This is a genomic window from Nocardioides pini (genome assembly GCF_026712185.1).
In the GTDB taxonomy this organism is placed as follows: Bacteria; Actinomycetota; Actinomycetes; order Propionibacteriales; family Nocardioidaceae; genus Nocardioides; species Nocardioides pini.
The window spans coordinates 59,031-76,309 of the sequence record NZ_JAPPUX010000003.1 but is presented as its reverse complement, the minus strand read 5'-3'; the positions used below and the strand labels follow the sequence as shown (position 1 = coordinate 76,309).

Here is a 17,279-nt window from a genome sequence, read left to right as displayed (position 1 = left end):
ACTCCGCGGCATGGAACGCCTTCTCGTGACCGGGGGCGCGGGGTTCATCGGGTCGAACTTCGTGCACCACCTCGTCGACCACACCGACCTGAAGATCACGGTGCTCGACAAGCTCACCTACGCCGCCTCGAAGGAGTCGCTGGCGGGGCTGCCCGAGGACCGGGTGCAGCTGGTGGTCGGCGACATCGCCGACGAGGACGTCGTCGACCCGCTGGTGGCGGCCCACGACGCGGTCGTCCACTACGCGGCCGAGTCGCACAACGACAACTCGCTCAACGACCCGAGCCCGTTCATCAAGACCAACATCCTCGGGACCTACACGATCCTCGAGGCGGTGCGGAAGCACGACAAGCGCCTGCACCACGTCTCGACCGACGAGGTCTACGGCGACCTCGAGCTCGACGACCCGAAGCGCTTCACCGAGGACACCCCCTACAACCCGTCCTCCCCCTACTCCGCGTCGAAGGCCGGCTCCGACCACCTCGTCCGCGCCTGGGTCCGCAGCTTCGGCGTCCGCGCGACGGTCTCCAACTGCTCGAACAACTACGGGCCCTGGCAGCACATCGAGAAGTTCATCCCGCGCCAGATCACCAACGTCATCGACGGCGTGCGCCCCAAGCTCTACGGCTCGGGCGAGAACGTCCGCGACTGGATCCACGCCGACGACCACTCCTCCGCCGTGCTGACGATCCTCGAGAAGGGCCGCATCGGCGAGACCTACCTGATCGGCGCCGACGGCGAGAAGAACAACCTCGAGGTCGTCCGCCTGATCCTCACCCTGATGGGCAAGGACGCCGACGACTTCGACCACGTCAACGACCGCGCCGGCCACGACCTCCGCTACGCCATCGAGTCGGGCAAGCTGCGCCAGGAGCTCGGCTGGCAGCCGCAGTTCCAGGACTTCGAGGCCGGCCTGGCCAACACCATCGAGTGGTACCAGTCACACGAGGACTGGTGGCGCCCCCACAAGGACGCGGTCGAGGCGACGTACGCCGCCAAGGGTCAGTAGGAGCGGGGCAGTGACCCTCCCCTCCCTCGAGCAGACCCCGATCCCGGGCCTCGTCGTCGTACGGCTCGACCGCCGCGACGACTCCCGCGGGTTCTTCAAGGAGAACTGGCAGCGCGAGAAGATGCTCGCCATCGGCCTGCCCGACTTCGGGCCGGTCCAGAACAACGTCTCCTACAACGCCGACCGCGGCGTGACCCGTGGCATCCACACCGAGCCGTGGGACAAGTTCGTCTCGCTGGCCACCGGCCGGATCTTCGGCGCGTGGGTCGACATGCGCGAGGGCGACAGCTTCGGCGCGACCTTCACCCTCGAGATGGACACCTCCGTCGCGGTCTTCGTGCCCCGCGGCGTCGGCAACAGCTACCAGGTGCTCGAGGACGCGACGGCCTACACCTACCTCGTCAACGCGCACTGGCGCCCGGGCATCGCCTACCCCGCGCTCGCGCTCGACGACGCCACCGTCGCGATCGACTGGCCGATCCCGCTGTCCGAGGCGATCATCAGCGACAAGGACCAGAACAACCCCGGCCTCGACCCCTCGACGGCGATCCCCGCCAAGAAGACGCTCGTCCTCGGCGGCGGCGGCCAGCTCGGCCTCGCCCTAACTGACGCCTTCCCGGGCTGCGACACGGCCACGCGTGCGGAGCTCGACGTCACCGACGCCGACGCCGTCGCTGCCTGGCCCTGGCACGAGTACGCCGTCGTGCTCAACGCGGCCGCCTACACCGCCGTCGACGCCGCGGAGACGCCCGAGGGGCGCGTCGCGGCCTGGGCGGCCAACGCGACCGGCCCCGCCACCCTCGCCGGCCTCGCCCGCGAGCACGGGTTCACCCTCGTCCACTACTCCTCGGACTACGTCTACGACGGCACCGCGCCCCTCGACCCCGGCCACACCGAGGACGAGCCGCTCGCGCCGCTCGGCGTCTACGCGCAGACCAAGGCGGCCGGCGACGTCGCCGTCTCGCTGGCCCCGCGCCACTACGTCCTGCGCACGTCGTGGGTGATCGGCGAGGGCAAGAACTTCGTCCGCACCATGCAGTCGCTCGCGGAGAAGGGCGTCTCCCCCAGCGTCGTCGACGACCAGGTCGGCCGGCTCACCTTCACCGACGAGCTGGTCCGCGCCACCCGCCACCTCCTCGACAGCGACGCCGCGTTCGGCACCTACCACGTCTCGAACGGCGGCCCGGCGATGTCGTGGCGCGAGATCGCGCAGGCGGTCTTCGAGCGTTCCGGCCGCACCGCCGACGACGTGTCCGGCACGTCCACCGAGGCCTACGCCAAGGGGGTGCTGGCGCAGGGCAACCCGTTCGCCCCGCGCCCGCTCAACTCCGCGATGTCGCTCGACAAGCTCCGCGCCACCGGTTTCGAGCCCGAGGACGCCATGGCCGCCCTCGACCGTTACCTCGCGTTCTGAATTGACGTCAATCAAGGTTCGCGGAGGCGCCACACCTCGTGCCCGCGCGAGTTGACTTGACGTCAATTCAGAACGCGCGTCGGGGGCACTGGTCATGGTGCCTGTGGAGGAGCTCTGCGAGGACGTCACCGACTCTGCTGTGCTGAGGCCGTGGACAGCGACGAGCGCTACATCCCTCGCTTCGGCCCGATGTTCTCGGGTAGCAGCCCGGCGAAGGCCGAGATGGCGACCGACCTCGCCATCCCCCTCCTGGCCGAGGGTGGCTGGTCCGCCGTGACCTTGCGAACCGTCGCGCGAGCCGCCAACGTGACGCCGCAGGCCATCGCGGCATGGTTTCCGACGGTCGCCATGATGCGCGTCGCCATCGCCGAGCGGTACGGCCACAGGTGGATCCGTGAGCGTGCCTATCAAGCGGGTCGCAGGCTCCTGGGAGCTCCGCGTCCAGACGATCTGGACGCGGCGCGCGCCCAGGTGGTGCATGCCCTCCTTCCGGAGACGTGGCTGGAGGAGGTCTTCGACGGGGTATGGCTCACTGTCGTGGAGGCGGGGCGGTGGGACGAGCTGGTCGGATCAGTGGTGGCTGACGTGCAGGCGCGAGAGCAGGAGGTGGTCGCCGACCTGCTCCAGGAACGCCTGCCAGACCGGCCGGTCGACCCCGGCGGTCACGACAGCCTGAGGCTCGACCACCACGTCGACATCGTGCTGGCGCTCGCGCGCGGGATGCGCGTGGCACGCACGTCACCGCACAGTCCCATGTCCGCCGAGCGGGCTGCCGCTGCGATCGACAGCGTGCTCAGCGGCGGGACGTGACCTCGGCCAGCGCCGGGCGGACGTCGGCGATGTAGACGAGGGACGCGATGGTGAAGACGAGGTGGATCAGGCCGAGCGGCGAGGAGCCGATCAGGATGAGCTGGGCGGCGAAGCCGAGGCCGGTGATGGCGCACCACGCCGGCTTCGTGAGCTTGCCGGCCGCCTGGTAGGCCTCGGCCGAGTAGGTCAGCGAGTTGATGAACGCGAATCCCTTGATCGCGAGCAGCGCGACGAGCACCACCAGCATGAGCGTGCTCTGGAACGCGTAGATGTCCACGGCACGAGGGTAGCCGGACCCGCCGCGACACGGGAGCCGTCGCCGACCGCTCAGTCGTGGGCCTGGTAGTCGACCGGGCCCATCATCTCGCCCGCCTCGTCAGTCCCGGGGCGTACGTCCTCGCGCGGGGCCGGCACCGACGGCGCGGCGGCGGCGGCCGCGCCCAGGGTCCTGGTCGCCAGCCACTCGACCGCGTCGTCCCAGTCCGGGGAGAGCGCGAAGTGGCTGTGCTGCATCATCGAGGTGAGGGGTTCGGCGCGCAGCTGGCGGTCGGGCGGGCTCGGGTCGAGCAGCCGCCAGTCCCGTCCGCACTCGCGCCGCCCGGTGCGGACGGCGGGGAGGCGGTCGGGCTCGAGCGGCCACGGGTCGCGCGCGTCCGGGGAGCGCGGGCCGAGCCGGCGCGAGCGCAGCACACCCCCCTTCTCCTCGCCGGTGTGCGCCCAGCTGAGCACCGGGCCGGCGATCGGGTCGGTGTCGCGGAAGAGGTTGATCCAGCGACCGTCCAGCGCGCGGTCGAGCTCGGTGAGGACGCGATAGCTCGTGAACGCCGGGAACGCGCGCGGGAAGATGACCTGCAGCTGGGAGCCGAAGGTCAGGAAGCCGACGCGGGAGAGCTCCTGCGGGTTGAGCCAGAGCAGGGCCGCGACCGAGATGAAGCTGCCCTGGCTGTGCGCCTCCACGACGACCGCGTCGGCGACCTCGGTCGTCGGCGGGTCCTCGCTGGCGCAGGTGCCGAGGTGGTGGCGGATCCGGTCGCGCAGCGACTGCACGGCGAACTGCGAGTACGGCGGCGGCACGAACGGGTGCACGGACCTCGGCCAGAACGACACGACGTCCCACACCACGTTGACGACCCGCTGCCGGTCGCGGGCGCGCAGGGACTGGCGCGCCGTGGTCATGAGCAGGCCGGCCAGGGCGATCAGCGTCAGCGCGCCGAGCCGGTAGACCACCGACACCCAGTCGTCGGGCAGTGCGTCGCGGGGCGCCCCCACCCCGGTCATGAGGTCGACGGCGAGGAGCACGGCGAGCACCATGCCGAGGAGCGAGAAGCACACGAGCACGACGGGCAGACCCAGCTTGACCCGGGCCACCGCGCTCGCCGTCGCGATCCGGCGTACCCGCTCGTCCGTGAGCCACGTCGGCCGGTCGGACCGGGCACCCGCATCGGACCCGTCGTCCGCCGGGCGACCGTAGACGAGGCCGTAGCTGCGCCGGACCCGTTCCGTACGCCAGTCGCGGTCGGTCCACGTGCGGAAGCCGAGCACGACGCCGACGGCGACGAGCAGCAGCACCGAGACGCCCCACGTGAAGGTGACGCCCTCGACCAGCTTGGGCAGCGCGGCGTCCTCGACCAGCAGCTCGGCACTGGCCAGGAGCAGCGCCGCCGAGTAGCCGACGGCGAGGAAGCCGCCGAGGGCCGCGACGACCGGTGCCGCCATGCCGCGGGCGTAGCGGCGGAAGGGCCGCGGCACCTCCTCGTCGACGTGCCGGGTCGCGTGGGCGAGCCCGGCGGAGGCCGCGAAGAGGACGGTCAGCGTGGCCGTCAGGACCACCACGAGGGTGTTGGACACCTCGTCCACGGCCGCGAGCGGGTTGTCCGGGTTCACCCCGCGCAGCACGAGCATGACCACGGACGACAGCAGGACCGCGAGCGCGAGGAGCGCAGCCGTCAGGCCGACCACCGGGCGCTGCAGGACGTGGTTCCAGTGCTCCCACGCCGAGTCGCGCTCCCACGACCGGGGCGCGCTGTGCTCGGGGTCGCCGAGCACCGTCACCAGCACGGCGAGGGCGCCCAGCAGCCCGGCGCTGGCGGCGTACACGAACGAGCTGAGACCCGTGGCCACCTGGGCATCCCCGTCGCTGAGGCTGCCGACGAGCGCCACTGTCGCCCAGCCACCCGCGAGGTGGAGGCGCCCGAGGCTGGTGGCGTCCGGGTCGCCGGCGTAGAAGTTCTCCCGGGTCAGGCCCGAGGTCGCCCCCAGCGACCGGCCCAGGGTGTCGGCGGCGTCCGGGGGCTCGGGGACCGTCGTGTTGCGCCGTCCCAGCCGGTAGAGCAGCAGCACGGCACCGGCGGCCACCAGCGCACCGCCCGCGAGCAGGGTCCCCTCGCCGAGCGCCTGCCCGAGTCGCGTGGTGGCGAGCCGCTGCCGGGCGACCAGGTCGATGCTGATCGAGGCCGCCGCCAGGGCGAACGTCGCGGTCAGCCCGAGGGCGAGCAGTCGTAGCGCCCCGCCGACGATCGTGTGGAGGATCCGCTCACGCCACGTCACGGGCGGGGTGAGCATGAACTGCGCGGCGTTGACCATGCCGAACGGGACCAGCGCGAGCCACAGCGCCTGCCGCCAGTTGCCCGAGGTGTAGCGGCCCCAGTGGAAGCCCTCGAGCCTGGTCGTGCGCACGTGCGGGCCCTTGCCGTCCTCGACCGGGTCGGGCGGCTTGTCGCCGAAGCAGTCGACCGCGACGAAGAAGCGGGAGTACTCGTCGCCGGCCTCCTGCCGCGCGTGGTGCGTCTCGAGCATCTCCTCGGGCGGCGTCCCGCTCACGCCGTGGACCCGCAGCTCCACGAGCTTCGCGTTCGTGACATCCATGGCCAGCCTCCGCGGCCTCCCGCGGCGGGTCGAGAACTCACCGCTGCCGCCCCTCCCATTGGAGCGGAGTTGCCCACAGTTGTCCATGCCGGACAAAGGCGGGCAACGACGGAGGGCCCCCGCCCTGTCGGACGGGGGCCCTCGGCCTTGCTCAGAACAGCATCAGCTGCTGCTCATCGGCGGGTGCTCTTCAGTCGCCGACCTTCTCGGCGGCGTCGGCGACGGCCTTGGCGGCGTTGGTCGCGGTCTCGGTGGCGGCGCTGGCGGTGGCCTTGGCGCTGCTCTGCGCGGTGGCGGTCTTCTTCGCGGCCGTCTTGCGGGCCGTGGTGGCGGCACCCTTCTTGGCCGCGGCCTTCTGGGTGGCCTTCTTGGCGGTCGGCTTCGGCTTGGGGGCGACCTTGGTGGCGGCGGTCTTGTCCGCAGCGGCGGCGGTGGCCTCGGCGGCCTTCTTGGCCTGGGTCGCGGTGGTCTTCGCCTTGGTCACGGTGGTCTTGGCGGAGGTCACGGTGGCCTTGGTCGACTCCTGGCGGCGGATGCGGCCCACGAGGGACTCGCCGCGCTTGACCAGGTCGGCGTAGGTGGCGTTGGCCGCGGCGACGTTCTCGTCGACGAGCGCGGAGACCTGCGTGGTCACCTTGGCCGGGTAGGCCCGGGCCTCGGCCTGCAGCTCCGCGACGCGGGACTCGATGAGGGCGCGGCGGGCCTGGGCCTGCTTGCGCAGCACCTTGGGGTCGGTCGCGGTCTTCTGCACGTCGCTCACGCGGGTGGTGACGTCCTTCTGCACGGCGGCGACGCGCTTCTGCACGTCGGCGACGGCCTCGCGGACGGCCTCGACGGCCAGGTCGGTGACGCCGACGCCGGCGAGGACGGGCTTGAGGGCTTCGGTCTTCAGGTCGCGCTTGGTGGTGGCCATGTGGTTCTCCTTCAGGGTGGGGTGGTGCTGGCGGTCAGGACTGCTCGCGCTCGTTGAGCGCGAGGAACGATGCGTAGACGTCGAGCAGCGAGTGCTTCTGGCGCTCGGTGAGCGCGGTGTCGGCGAGGATCGCGAGCTCCACGGACCCGGGCTGGCCGGGGTCGGGGTGGACGATCCCGGCACGGACGTAGAGCTGCTCGGCGCTGACGCGCAGGGCGCGCGCCAGCTGCTGCAGCACCTCGGCCGACGGCTTGCGCAGGCCGCGCTCGATCTGGCTCAGGTAGGGGTTGCTCACCCCGACCTGGTCGGCGAGCTGTCGCAACGAGAGCTGCGCGGCGAGGCGCTGCTCCTTGAGGTAGTCGCCCAGCGTGCCGAGCGAGCCGACGACCGCCTTGCTGGTCTTGCCGTTGGTCTTGGTCGTCCTGGAAGGCGTCGTGCCTTCCTTCCTGGAGCTCGCCCTGGCCGGGGTCAGCTTGTCCTTGGCCATACCCCCATTGTGCTAACACTTGTTAGCAGAATGCAAACCCTCACCGGGTGACGACACTCACAAACCCTTTACTGATCTCGCGAGACGGCGCTAGCAACGCAGTTCGCACGCATCCTCGAAAGCGACGGCGACCTAGGATCCACCCGTGTCCCCCAGCCCCCTCGGTCGCCGCGCACGTACGGCGGTGCTCGCCGCGCTCGTCGCCTGGGTGGTGCTGCTGGCGGTCGTCCTGCTGGCCCCGTCGTCGCGCGGCCCGGACTGGCTGATCTTCCACCTGTCGGACGCGCTGGGACGGCTCGGCCTCCCGGACGTCCTGACCCACCCGGGGCGCGTCGAGTCGATGCTCAACGTGGTGGCGTTCGTGCCGTTGGCCCTGCTGGGCAGCCTGCTGTGGCCGCGGCCGTCCTGGCGCGACTGGACGGCGGTCGGCTTCGTGGTGTCGTTCCTCGTCGAGGTGGTGCAGGCGCTCGCGCTCGGCGACCGGCAGGCGACCAACGCCGACGTCGTCGCCAACACCCTCGGCATGCTGGTGGGCGCGCTGCTCGCCGTCCTCGTCAGGTGGCTCCTGCTCGCGAGGGGGTCAGAAGGCCGCGCGGATCTCCCCGACCGGGACGCCTCCGCCGAGGAGCTCGAACCGCCCCGTTGAGCAGACGGCCTCGGCGTCCACGCCGTCGTCCTCGAGGACGCCGGAGCGCCGCAGCGCCTCGGCCATCAGCACCGGGCGCACCCGCGCGGCTCCGTCGTCGGTCTTCAGCGCCCAGGCGCGTCCGTCCGGGAGCGCGACGGCGTAGCAGGACTCCGCGCCGGCCTTGCCGATCAGCCCGGGGACGGCCCGGTGGAGGGCGAGCTCGTCGCGGGTGGTGCCGCTGACGTACTCCGGGTGGCGCCGGATGGCGTCGGCGACCCGACGCTCGGGCCCGTCGGTCGCGGTAGCGAGGACGGAGAACGCCCGCGCCAGCCCGGTGAGCGACGTGGACAGCAGCGGCGCGCCGCAGCCGTCGACGGCGACCGCGTCGATCGGCTCCCCGGTGAGGCGGGCGAATGTGTCGGCGATGGCCACCTGGAGCGGGTGGGCGGGGTCGAGGTAGGTGGCGGTGTCCCAGCCTTGCAGCACGCACGTCGCGAGCATCGCCGCGTGCTTGCCCGAGCAGTTCATCAGGACCGGCGCCTTCGCGCCCCCGGCTCGTACGACGGCCTCGCGGGCGTCGTCGTCGAGCGGGTAGTCGGCCGGCGTCTGGAGCGCGGACTCGTCGAGACCGGCCGACGCCAGCGTGCGACGTACGCCCTCCACGTGGAACGGCTCCCCGGAGTGCGAGGCGCACGCCAGCGCGAGCAGGTCGTCGGGCAGGTCGAGGCCGAGCTCGACCATCGCCAGCGCCTGGACCGGCTTGTTGCTCGACCGCGGCAGCACCTGGGCCGTCACCTCGCCGACCGACCAGTCCACCGAGCCGTCGGCGGCCAGGGCGACGACCGAGCCGTAGTGGTGGCCCTCGACGAACCCGGAGCGGACGATCTCGGCGACGACGGGGCGACCCGCGACAGACCCTGCGACAGACATGGCGGCAGGCTACTCACCGCAGTTCTGAGAGGATGCGCGGGTGATCCAGCACTGCCCGACGCCGACCGAGCTCGACGACCTGGAGCTCCTGGTCTCCGGCGCCTACGCCCCGCTCACGCGATTCAACGAGGACGGGAGCGTCGTCACCCTCGACCTGCCCGACGGAGCCACGGAGGCCGAGCTCGTCGACCCCGAGGGGCTCCCGCTGGCCCGGGTCGCCGCCGACGGCTCGTTGGAGCCGCTGACCCACGCGCAGTACGGCCCCTTCCGCCGGTTGCACCTCACCCCCGCCCAGGCGCGCGAGCAGCACGCGGGAGCGACCTTCGTCCCCGTCGTCGACGCGCTCACCGAGGCCGACCTCGAGGAGCTGCGCGGCCTCGGCCGGGTGGTGCTCCTCGCCCTCATGGGCACCGGCACGTCGTCGCTGTCCCCCGTCGCGCTGGTGCGCGCCACCCTCGCGGCCGCCGACCTCCTCGACGACGCCTCCGTCGTGGCGGTCCCGCTCCCGTCCCACGGTGACGCCGACGCCGACCACGCCCTCGGCGCCCAGGTGGTCGGGACCTACGCCGCCGGTGACCCGGTCCACGCGCTGGCGGGCCCGCCCCCGCTGGTCGAGGAGGGCGCCCCGCGCCCGTCACGGGACCAGTTGCCCCAGTCGATCGCCGCGATCGTCGACGAGGACCAGCCCGAGCCCGAGGAGCAGGGCCTCGTGCTGTTCTTCACCGGACTCTCCGGCAGCGGCAAGTCGACGCTTGCCCGCGCGCTGATGGACCTCCTGCTCGAGCAGGGCGGTCGCACGGTGACCAGCCTCGACGGCGACGTCGTACGACGTCACCTGTCCGCCGGGCTCACCTTCAGCAAGGCCGACCGCGAGACCAACATCCGCCGCATCGGCTGGGTCGCCGCCGAGATCGCCCGCCACGGCGGCGTCGCGGTCTGCTCGCCGATCGCCCCGTTCGCCGAGACCCGCGACCAGGTGCAGCAGATGGTCGAGGCCGCCGGGGGCGCGTTCTTCCTCGTCCACGTCGCCACCCCGCTCGAGGAGTGCGAGCTCCGCGACCGCAAGGGCCTCTACGCCAAGGCGCGCGCCGGCGAGATCCCCGAGTTCACCGGCATCTCCTCCCCCTACGAGGAGCCCGTCGACCCCGCCGTGCGCGTCGACACCACCGGCCGCACCATCGAGGACGCGCTCGACGACGTCCTCGCCGCGCTCGACAAGGCGGGCTACCTCCATCTGCGGGGCACCGGTGGCTGAGCCGCTCAAGGTGCTGTTCGTCTGCACCGCCAACATCTGCCGCTCGCCGTTCCTCGAGCTCACCGCGCGCGCCCTGTCCGGGCCCGGCTCCGGGGTCGAGTTCTCCAGCGCGGGCACCCACGGCTTCGACAGCCACGCGATGGACGAGGTCATGGTCGCCACGCTCGCCGAGGACACCTCCTCGGGCTTCGCGAGCCGGCGCCTGACCGGGCCGATCCTCGCCGAGGCCGACCTGGTGCTCACCGCGGAGGCCACGCACCGCAGCTTCATCCTCGAGGAGTTCCCCCAGCACCTCCGCAAGGTCTTCACGGTCGGCCAGTTCGCCGCCGCGGTGGAGGAGCACCCCGACCTGCGCGGGCGCGAGCTGGTCGCGGCGGTCGGCGCGCGGCGTACGGCGGCGCGCCGCGAGCTCGACATCGCCGACCCCTACCGGCGCGGGGAATCGGCTGCAGCCACCGCAGCAGACACAATGTCGAGAATGTTGGGTGTGATCGTTCCTCGGCTCGCTGCAGGAGGCTCCGGTGGCTGAGCTGCTGACCGTCACGTTCTTCTCGATCCTCGCCGCCGGCTTCCTCGTCGGCATCGTCGTCGGGCTGACCGGCATGGGCGGCGGCGCCCTCATGACGCCGGCGCTGCTGTTCCTCGGCGTCGGCGAGGCCGCGACCGTCGTGACCGCCGACCTCACCGCCGCCGCGGTCTACAAGACCGGCGGCGCGATCGTGCACAAGCGCGAGGGCTCGCCCAACATGAGGCTCGCGATGTGGCTGATGATCGGCTCCATCCCGATGGCACTGCTCGGGCCCCACCTGGTGGCGTGGTTCACCGACGACACCGAAGAGCTCAACCAGGTGCTGGTGATCAGCATCGGCTTCGCGCTCCTGCTGGCGGCGGCGACGTACGCCCTGCGGCTCTACGTCAACCTGCTCCGCGTCCGCTCGGGCACCCACGTCCACGACGACGATCCCGCCATCCGGGTCGTGCCCACGCTGCTCGTCGGGATGCTCGGCGGCCTGCTCGTCGGCATCACCAGCGTCGGCTCCGGCTCGGTCATCATGATCGCCCTGCTGATGCTCTACCCCGGCCTGTCGGCCGTGCGGCTCGTCGGCACCGACCTCGTGCAGGCCGTGCCGCTGGTCCTCGCCGCCGCGATCTCCAACATCGCCCTGCACGGCATCGACTGGACGATCCTCGTCCCGCTGCTCATCGGCTCGGTGCCGGGCACGATCCTCGGCTCGAGCCTCGCTCCACGCGTGCCGCAGTCCTTCATCCGCCGCGGCATCGTCGTCGTGCTGACGATGAGCGGCGTCGCGCTGCTCGACAAGTCGGGCTGGGCCCCGCTCGGCGTCGAGGAGACCCACCCGATGCTGATCGCCGGCATAGGCATCGTCGTGCTGGTCGTCCTGCCGATTGTCTGGGGCTTCCTGCGCAAGCAGCAGGGCCTGCCGATGTTCGGCTCCCCCACCATCGCCCAGCTCGAGGACCCCGACTACCGCCCGGGAGTCGTGGGGATGAAGAAGGTCCGCGAGTAGTCGCTTAGGCTTGTCAAAGTTTTGTTGACAAGCAGAGGATGACGAGTGGAGCTGCAGGACTACTGGCGCACGGTTCGACGACGCTGGCGGTTGGTTCTCGGAAGTGTCCTGGTGGTAATTGCGATCGCCGCGGTGTGGACGTGGACGACGACCCCGCTCTACTCCTCCAGCACCCGACTCTTCGTTTCGACGAGCCAGACCGACGAGAACAGCGCCTACACCGGCAACCTCTTCGCGACCCAGCGCGTGGCGTCCTACGCCGACCTGGTGACCAGCAACCAGCTTGCCGAGCGGGTGGCCGGGGAGCTCGAGGACGCCGACCCGACCACAGTTCGCGGGCAGGTCACCGCGTCGGCGGTCCCGGAGACGGTGCTCCTCGAGATCACGGCCACCGACGCCAACCCCGAGCGCGCCCGCGACATCGCCCAGGCCTACGCCGAGCAGCTCCAGGTCCTCGTGGAAGAGCTGGAGACCCCCAACGGGAAGTCGACTGCTGTCATCAAGGCCACGCTCATCGACGACGCCGAGGTGCCGACGTCTCCCGTGTCTCCGCAACCGCTGCGCAACCTCGCACTTGGCGGCGTCCTCGGGCTGCTCCTGGGCGTCGGCCTCGCCGTCACGCGCGAGCTGCTCGACACCAGCGTGAAGGGCGCCGACGACATCGCCGCGATCACGTCAGCTCCGGTGCTGGGCAACATCTTCTCGGACACCGACGCCAAGCGGGCACCGCACGAGGTGCTGTTCACGGCAACACCGTGGGCTGAGGCCTTCCGCGTGCTGCGCACCAACATGCAGTACGTCGACGTCGACCACGACCAGAAAATCCTCGTCGTGACGAGCTCACTGCCGGGCGAGGGCAAGAGCACGACTGCGGTGAACCTCGCGGTCACCCTGACGCAGGCAGGTCAGAAGGTCGCGCTGGTCGAGTGCGACCTCCGCCGGCCCCTGATCGCCGACCGGCTCGAGCTCGACGGCTCCATCGGCACGACCAGCGTGCTCATCGGCAAGGTGAGCGCCGACGACGTGATGCAGCCCTACGCCGACACCACGCTCGACGTCATGGTGTGCGGTCAGATCCCGCCCAACCCGTCGGAGCTGCTGCAGTCGCAGGCGATGGAAGCGCTGCTGGATGACCTCCGCTCGCGCTACGACGTCGTCGTGCTCGACGCGCCGCCGCTGCTGCCCGTCACCGATGCGGCCCTGCTCGCGACCCGGGCCGACGGCGCGGTCGTGGTCGTCAGCCACGGTCATACGACGCGCGACCAGCTGTCCACAGCCATCGAGCGGCTGGACTCCGTCGGCGCCACGACGCTGGGCCTCGTGGTCAACCAGACGCCGGCCAGGAAGTCCGCGAGCGGCTACGGATACGGCTACGGATACGCTCCACTGGAGGAGACCCCGCAGTCCGGCGGCGGCAAGCGCCGCCGCCGCTGACCTGACGGCGGGCCCGGCGTGTCAGGCCAGGCCGAGCAGCTCGCGGCACTGCGCGGGCGTCATCGGCGTACGCTGCGCGATCCGTCCCAGTTCGACCGCGCGCTCGACGAGCTGGGCGTTGGACTCGACGGGCACGCCGCGACTGATGGTGAGCACGTCCTCCATGCCCACGCGCAGGTGGCCGCCCATCGACAGCGAGGCCATCGCGACCGACAGCGTCGAGCGGCCGATGCCGGTGGCCGACCACGAGGTGACCTCGGGCGGGAGGGTCGCGACGCCGGCGACGAGCGCCGGGGCGGTGCCGGGCATGCCGCCGGGGACGCCCATGACGAAGTCGACGTGCACCTTGCCGCCGGCCGGGACGCCGTACTGCCGGATCAGGCGTCCGAGCGCGTGGACCTGGCCGAGGTCGAAGAGCTCGAACTCCGGCGCCACCCCGCGCTCGAGGGCGAGCTGGTAGAGGTCCTTCACGAAGGGCCACGGGTTGAGGAAGACGTCGTCGCCGAAGTTGGTCGTGCCCATGGTGAGCGAGCACGAGTCGGGCTCGGCGTCGAGCACCTTGAGCCGCTCGTCGAGCGGGTCGTGCACCGAGCCGCCGGTGGAGAGCTGGACGACGAGCGAGGACGACTCGCGCACCGCGGCGACCCACTCGCGCAGCAGCCCCTGGTCGAGCGTGGGCTGGTGGGCGGTGTCGCGCACGTGGATGTGGATCATCGCCGCGCCGGCGGCCTCGCAGTCGGCGGCGGTGCGAGCCACCTCCTCAGGGGTGGTGGGGAGCTGCGGGCAGTCGGCCTTCGCCGTCTCGGCGCCCGTGGGTGCCACCGTGATGAGCAGTTCGTCCATGCGCGCACCTTAGACTCCCGCGCGTGACCCTCTCGGCCAGCCCTCGCCACGTCGTCGCCGTCACCGCTCTCGGGACGCAGGTCCACGTCGAGGTCGCCGGGGGCAACGCCGGCAGCATCGCCGACGACCTGCTCCGCGCGTGGTCGCGCTGCGACGCCCGGCGGGTCGACGACGCGCAAGGACGCACGGTGCGCGTGCTGGTCGACGACGACCCCGCCGTGATCGACGACGCTGCTGCGCACGGCGCGATCGCCGGACCCAGCGGGCCCGTCGTCGGCGACCAGGTCGCGCTCGCCGTCACCCTCCAGGCGATGGAGGCCAACGAGGGCGACCTGCTGATGCTCCGTGCGGCGGCCGTGGCCGACCCGGAGACCGGCAGGTGCGTCGTGCTCGTCGGGCCCGCCGGCAGCGGCCGCTCGACGGCCGCCCGCACCCTCGCGCGCCACTTCGGCTACGTCACCGACGACACGGTCGCCTTCACCACGTCGCTCGACCTGGTCGCCTACAGCAAGCCGCTCGTCTCCGCCGACGAGCCCGGGCTGGGACTGCAGTCCCCGGACGACCTCGGCCTCCGCGAGGCGCCCGGCGACCTGCGCCCGGCTGCGGTGCTGCTGCTGGAGCGCCACAGCGAGGACTTCGTCCCGCCCGTCCTCACCGAGCTCCCCACCGCGGAGGCGATCGCCCACCTGTCGGGCAACGCGTCCTACCTCCGTTCGCTCGACAAGCCGCTGCACCGGCTGGCCGCCCTCGTCGAGGAGGTCGGGGCCGTGCACCGCGTCGACTACCGCGAGGCCGACGACCTCGTCGCGGTCACCCAGCAGCTGCTCAACCACCCGCCGGTCCGAGACGTCGAGGTGGCGCCGGCCCCCGAGCCGACCGTCGTCGAGCTCCTCGGTCCCGACACGGCCGACGGCAGTGAGCGCGTACGCCGGCGCGAGTTCGTCGACTTCCACGTCAGCGACGGCATCGGCTGCGTGATGCTCGGCGAGAGCGTCGTCGCGCTGTCGTTCCTCGCCACCCGCATCCTGACCCTGCTCGGCGAGGGCTCCGCGACGCTGGACCAGCTCGCCGAGGCCCTCCTCGTCGAGTTCGGCGAGCCGGAGTCCGGTGACGCCCGGTCACTCGTGCAGACCCACGTCGACGACCTCGTCGAGGTCGGCGTCCTCGACCGCGTCTGAGCCGGAGCGGAGTCGCGACGTGCGGGCCGTCATCCAGCGGGTGCTGTCCGCGAGCGTGCGGGTCGACGGCGGGGTCGTGGGCGAGCTCGACCGCCCGGGCCTGCTCGTCTACCTCGGCGTGACGCACGACGACGGCGCGACCGAGGTGACCTGGACGGCACGCAAGATCTGGGACCTGCGCCTGCTGCGCGACGAGCAGAGCGCCAGCGACGTGGGCGCGCCCGTGCTCGTCGTCAGCCAGTTCACGCTGTACGGCGACGCCCGCAAGGGCCGCCGCCCCACCTGGCAGGCCGCCGCGCCGGGCCCAGTGAGCGAGCCTCTCTACGACGCCGTCTGCGCGGAGCTGGAGCGCCTCGGCGCCCACGTGGAGCGCGGCCGCTTCGGTGCCGACATGCGCGTCGAGAGCGTCAACGACGGCCCGATCACGCTGGTCCTCGACACTCCCTAGGACTTCGGGCCGGTCTCCCACACCCGCGCCCAGTCGACCTCCATGGTCTGCGGCAGGTCGCCGTCGAAGCGCGGCAGCTCGTAGTCGGACGAGAGCAGGCTGAGGATGAGGAACTCCGGCTTCCCGGAGCTCACGCCCTTCAGGCGCTGGGTGACCTTGCCGTCGATGCGGAAGACGTACTCCTCGGGCGTCCACTCCACGGAGAAGACGTGGTACTTGCTCGCCCAGTCGTCGCCGAGCTCGTCGGCGTTCGGCAGCCAGCCGCCGACGGTCTGCTTCTTGCCCTGCTTGTCGAGGAAGTAGGTGAAGCTGGTCAGTCCGCCCTCGGGGTGGTCGTCGCCGAAGTACTCGATCACGTCGATCTCGGCGCCGCCCTTCTCGGGGCCGCCGGGGCCCTGGCCGCCGACGGTCTGCATCCAGAAGGCCGAGTGCTGGCCGCGGCCGGCCTGCGTCTTGATGCGCGCAGCGGCGAACCCGTAGGTGAACGCCACCCGGCCCTCGGTGCCGACGTGGCCGTTGAGCCGGTAGGCGAACTTCTTGCGCCGGCCGGGGAGCTGGCACTCGTCGCCCTTGCGCTCGGGGTCCTCGGTGACGCTCAGCCGCAGGACGCCGTCCGCGACCTCGGCCGCGTCGGCGCTGGCCCGGGAGCAGGTGCGGACGCCCGTGTAGCCCTGGTCCCGGGTGTGCCAGGAGCCGTCCTTGTCGTCGAGGGTGCTCTCGTCGTCGAAGTCGTCGGTGAAGGTGGCCTCTGGGGCGTCGTCGGTGGAGACCTCGGTGCCGATGGCGTCGTCGCCGTCGCCGACCATCACGTGGAGGTCGCCGGAGTCGCGACTCGTGAGCGTGACGCGGCCCTTGTCGTCGGTCTCCTGCTCGTCCACCTCGGACCAGCCGTCGTCGTCCTTGGCCACGAGGGTGACCGCGGTCCCCTCGTCGACGTCGTCGATCGTGGCGTCCACGACCCAGGCGGCGTCCGCGGCGGACTCGACGTCCTCGCCGTTCGCCGCGAGCTGCGGCAGCACCTCGGCGTGCACGCTGTCGCTCGTGTCGTACGACGGGGGCGTGGGGTCGCCGTCGTCGGACGAGCTGCAGCCGGTGACGAGCAGGGCTCCTGCGAGCGCGGCCGCGAGGGCCCGGGGGGTGGTCCGCATGCGCGCCATTGTGTCCAAGCCACGGTGGCGGCGACCAAATCGTCTCGGCGACCGCCCGGCGCTCAGGTGGGCGACGTCACCCCGTGCGTGCGAAGCCGCCCGATGTCACTGCCTCGCGCCGACGCGCCTCGGCAAGAGCCCAGGCCTCGTGGGGCCACCGCGACGCCGCGCAGCGCCGGGACTCGATCCGTGAGAGGTGAGCCACTCGCGCGGCGCTCATGGACGGCGTACGGGCGGGGCGGGCGTCGACCTCGGGACGGGCCGCGAACATCCGGCCGACGATCAGGGCGACGGGCAGGGACAGCAGGATCCACGCTGCGAGGATCACCACGGCCCAGAGGAGCATGTGTGACGAGTACCCCACGCGCGACGGTGCCAAACCTCTCGA

Annotated in this window: 18 protein-coding genes; 10 read left to right on the top strand and 8 right to left on the bottom strand. The window is 71.9% G+C overall.

Annotated features, from left to right (window positions below):
- The first annotated feature begins 10 nt into the window (after nucleotides 1-10).
- The 3 genes from rfbB to NYO98_RS10050 all read left to right on the top strand — a co-directional run bounded on the left by rfbB (nucleotide 11) and on the right by NYO98_RS10050 (nucleotide 3,233).
- A complete protein-coding gene (rfbB, locus tag NYO98_RS10060; RefSeq protein ID WP_268111525.1) occupies nucleotides 11-1,009 on the top strand; it encodes a dTDP-glucose 4,6-dehydratase in 999 nt (332 codons plus the stop codon).
- A 10-nt stretch (nucleotides 1,010-1,019) separates the two neighbouring features.
- Nucleotides 1,020-2,423 carry a bifunctional dTDP-4-dehydrorhamnose 3,5-epimerase family protein/NAD(P)-dependent oxidoreductase gene (locus NYO98_RS10055; protein ID WP_268111524.1) on the top strand — a complete coding sequence of 468 codons (1,404 nt, stop codon included), beginning with the start codon at nucleotides 1,020-1,022 and terminating at the stop codon, nucleotides 2,421-2,423.
- 150 nt (nucleotides 2,424-2,573) lie between these two features.
- Nucleotides 2,574-3,233, top strand: a complete 660-nt coding sequence (locus tag NYO98_RS10050) for a TetR/AcrR family transcriptional regulator (RefSeq protein WP_268111522.1) — start codon at nucleotides 2,574-2,576, stop codon at nucleotides 3,231-3,233.
- Here the strand turns inward: NYO98_RS10050 and NYO98_RS10045 are convergent.
- From NYO98_RS10045 to NYO98_RS10030, 4 genes are all read right to left on the bottom strand, one after another.
- Nucleotides 3,217-3,510 (bottom strand): DUF2516 family protein, encoded by a 294-nt coding sequence (locus tag NYO98_RS10045; protein WP_268111521.1) that lies wholly within the window; start codon nucleotides 3,508-3,510, stop codon nucleotides 3,217-3,219. The two genes, NYO98_RS10050 and NYO98_RS10045, sit on opposite strands and share 17 nt — an antisense overlap.
- A gap of 50 nt (nucleotides 3,511-3,560) precedes the next feature.
- Nucleotides 3,561-6,098, bottom strand: coding sequence for a hypothetical protein (locus NYO98_RS10040; protein WP_268111520.1), 2,538 nt, complete (start codon nucleotides 6,096-6,098; stop codon nucleotides 3,561-3,563).
- Between the two features lie 190 nt (nucleotides 6,099-6,288).
- A complete protein-coding gene (locus NYO98_RS10035; protein WP_268111519.1) occupies nucleotides 6,289-7,011 on the bottom strand; it encodes a hypothetical protein in 723 nt (240 codons plus the stop codon).
- Between the two features lie 34 nt (nucleotides 7,012-7,045).
- Nucleotides 7,046-7,498 carry a helix-turn-helix domain-containing protein gene (locus NYO98_RS10030; RefSeq protein WP_326494430.1) on the bottom strand — a complete coding sequence of 151 codons (453 nt, stop codon included), beginning with the start codon at nucleotides 7,496-7,498 and terminating at the stop codon, nucleotides 7,046-7,048.
- Nucleotides 7,499-7,643: 145 nt separating this feature from the next.
- Here NYO98_RS10030 and NYO98_RS10025 point away from each other — a divergent pair, with 145 nt between their 5' ends.
- Entirely contained in the window at nucleotides 7,644-8,144 is a 501-nt protein-coding gene (locus NYO98_RS10025) for a VanZ family protein (protein WP_268111518.1), read from the top strand.
- Here the strand turns inward: NYO98_RS10025 and NYO98_RS10020 are convergent.
- Nucleotides 8,079-9,056: an asparaginase gene (locus NYO98_RS10020; RefSeq protein WP_268111517.1), complete on the bottom strand. Its 978-nt coding sequence runs from the start codon at nucleotides 9,054-9,056 to the stop codon at nucleotides 8,079-8,081. The two genes, NYO98_RS10025 and NYO98_RS10020, sit on opposite strands and share 66 nt — an antisense overlap.
- A 40-nt stretch (nucleotides 9,057-9,096) precedes the next feature.
- Between NYO98_RS10020 and cysC the strand changes: the two genes are divergently transcribed.
- From cysC to NYO98_RS10000, 4 genes are read left to right on the top strand one after another with little or no spacing between them, the layout of a single operon-like run.
- Nucleotides 9,097-10,311 (top strand): adenylyl-sulfate kinase, encoded by a 1,215-nt coding sequence (gene cysC / locus NYO98_RS10015; RefSeq protein WP_268111516.1) that lies wholly within the window; start codon nucleotides 9,097-9,099, stop codon nucleotides 10,309-10,311.
- Entirely contained in the window at nucleotides 10,304-10,840 is a 537-nt protein-coding gene (locus NYO98_RS10010; protein WP_268111515.1) for an arsenate reductase/protein-tyrosine-phosphatase family protein, read from the top strand. The genes cysC and NYO98_RS10010 overlap by 8 nt, the downstream gene beginning before the upstream one ends.
- Nucleotides 10,833-11,840: a sulfite exporter TauE/SafE family protein gene (locus NYO98_RS10005; RefSeq protein WP_268111514.1), complete on the top strand. Its 1,008-nt coding sequence runs from the start codon at nucleotides 10,833-10,835 to the stop codon at nucleotides 11,838-11,840. The genes NYO98_RS10010 and NYO98_RS10005 overlap by 8 nt, the downstream gene beginning before the upstream one ends.
- Nucleotides 11,841-11,885: 45 nt before the next feature.
- Nucleotides 11,886-13,274, top strand: a complete 1,389-nt coding sequence (locus NYO98_RS10000) for a polysaccharide biosynthesis tyrosine autokinase (RefSeq protein WP_268111513.1) — start codon at nucleotides 11,886-11,888, stop codon at nucleotides 13,272-13,274.
- Between the two features lie 21 nt (nucleotides 13,275-13,295).
- Here the strand turns inward: NYO98_RS10000 and NYO98_RS09995 are convergent, their stop codons facing one another.
- Complete coding sequence (locus tag NYO98_RS09995; protein ID WP_268111512.1) at nucleotides 13,296-14,117, bottom strand: BKACE family enzyme; 822 nt, start codon at nucleotides 14,115-14,117, stop codon at nucleotides 13,296-13,298.
- 23 nt (nucleotides 14,118-14,140) lie between these two features.
- On the opposite strand from NYO98_RS09995, the gene NYO98_RS09990 reads away from it, so the two are divergent.
- Both NYO98_RS09990 and dtd read left to right on the top strand, forming a co-directional pair.
- Nucleotides 14,141-15,295 (top strand): hypothetical protein, encoded by a 1,155-nt coding sequence (locus NYO98_RS09990; protein ID WP_268111511.1) that lies wholly within the window; start codon nucleotides 14,141-14,143, stop codon nucleotides 15,293-15,295.
- Between the two features lie 19 nt (nucleotides 15,296-15,314).
- On the top strand, nucleotides 15,315-15,743 hold the full coding sequence (dtd, locus tag NYO98_RS09985; RefSeq protein WP_268111510.1) for a D-aminoacyl-tRNA deacylase: 429 nt from the start codon (nucleotides 15,315-15,317) through the stop codon (nucleotides 15,741-15,743).
- Here the strand turns inward: dtd and NYO98_RS09980 are convergent.
- Both NYO98_RS09980 and NYO98_RS09975 read right to left on the bottom strand, forming a co-directional pair.
- On the bottom strand, nucleotides 15,740-16,891 hold the full coding sequence (locus NYO98_RS09980; protein WP_268111509.1) for a glycoside hydrolase family 16 protein: 1,152 nt from the start codon (nucleotides 16,889-16,891) through the stop codon (nucleotides 15,740-15,742). The genes dtd and NYO98_RS09980 overlap by 4 nt on opposite strands.
- A gap of 76 nt (nucleotides 16,892-16,967) precedes the next feature.
- Entirely contained in the window at nucleotides 16,968-17,237 is a 270-nt protein-coding gene (locus NYO98_RS09975; protein ID WP_268111508.1) for a hypothetical protein, read from the bottom strand.
- Nucleotides 17,238-17,279: the final 42 nt, after the last annotated feature.

Coding starts and splice junctions, on each gene's coding strand:
- NYO98_RS10040 (WP_268111520.1), bottom strand. CDS start 6,098: ATGGATGTCACGAACGCGAAGCTCGTGGAGCTGCGGGTCCACGGCGTG.
- rfbB (WP_268111525.1), top strand. CDS start 11: ATGGAACGCCTTCTCGTGACCGGGGGCGCGGGGTTCATCGGGTCGAAC.
- NYO98_RS09995 (WP_268111512.1), bottom strand. CDS start 14,117: ATGGACGAACTGCTCATCACGGTGGCACCCACGGGCGCCGAGACGGCG.
- NYO98_RS10020 (WP_268111517.1), bottom strand. CDS start 9,056: ATGTCTGTCGCAGGGTCTGTCGCGGGTCGCCCCGTCGTCGCCGAGATC.
- NYO98_RS10035 (WP_268111519.1), bottom strand. CDS start 7,011: ATGGCCACCACCAAGCGCGACCTGAAGACCGAAGCCCTCAAGCCCGTC.
- NYO98_RS09980 (WP_268111509.1), bottom strand. CDS start 16,891: ATGCGGACCACCCCCCGGGCCCTCGCGGCCGCGCTCGCAGGAGCCCTG.
- NYO98_RS10030 (WP_326494430.1), bottom strand. CDS start 7,498: ATGGCCAAGGACAAGCTGACCCCGGCCAGGGCGAGCTCCAGGAAGGAA.
- NYO98_RS09975 (WP_268111508.1), bottom strand. CDS start 17,237: ATGCTCCTCTGGGCCGTGGTGATCCTCGCAGCGTGGATCCTGCTGTCC.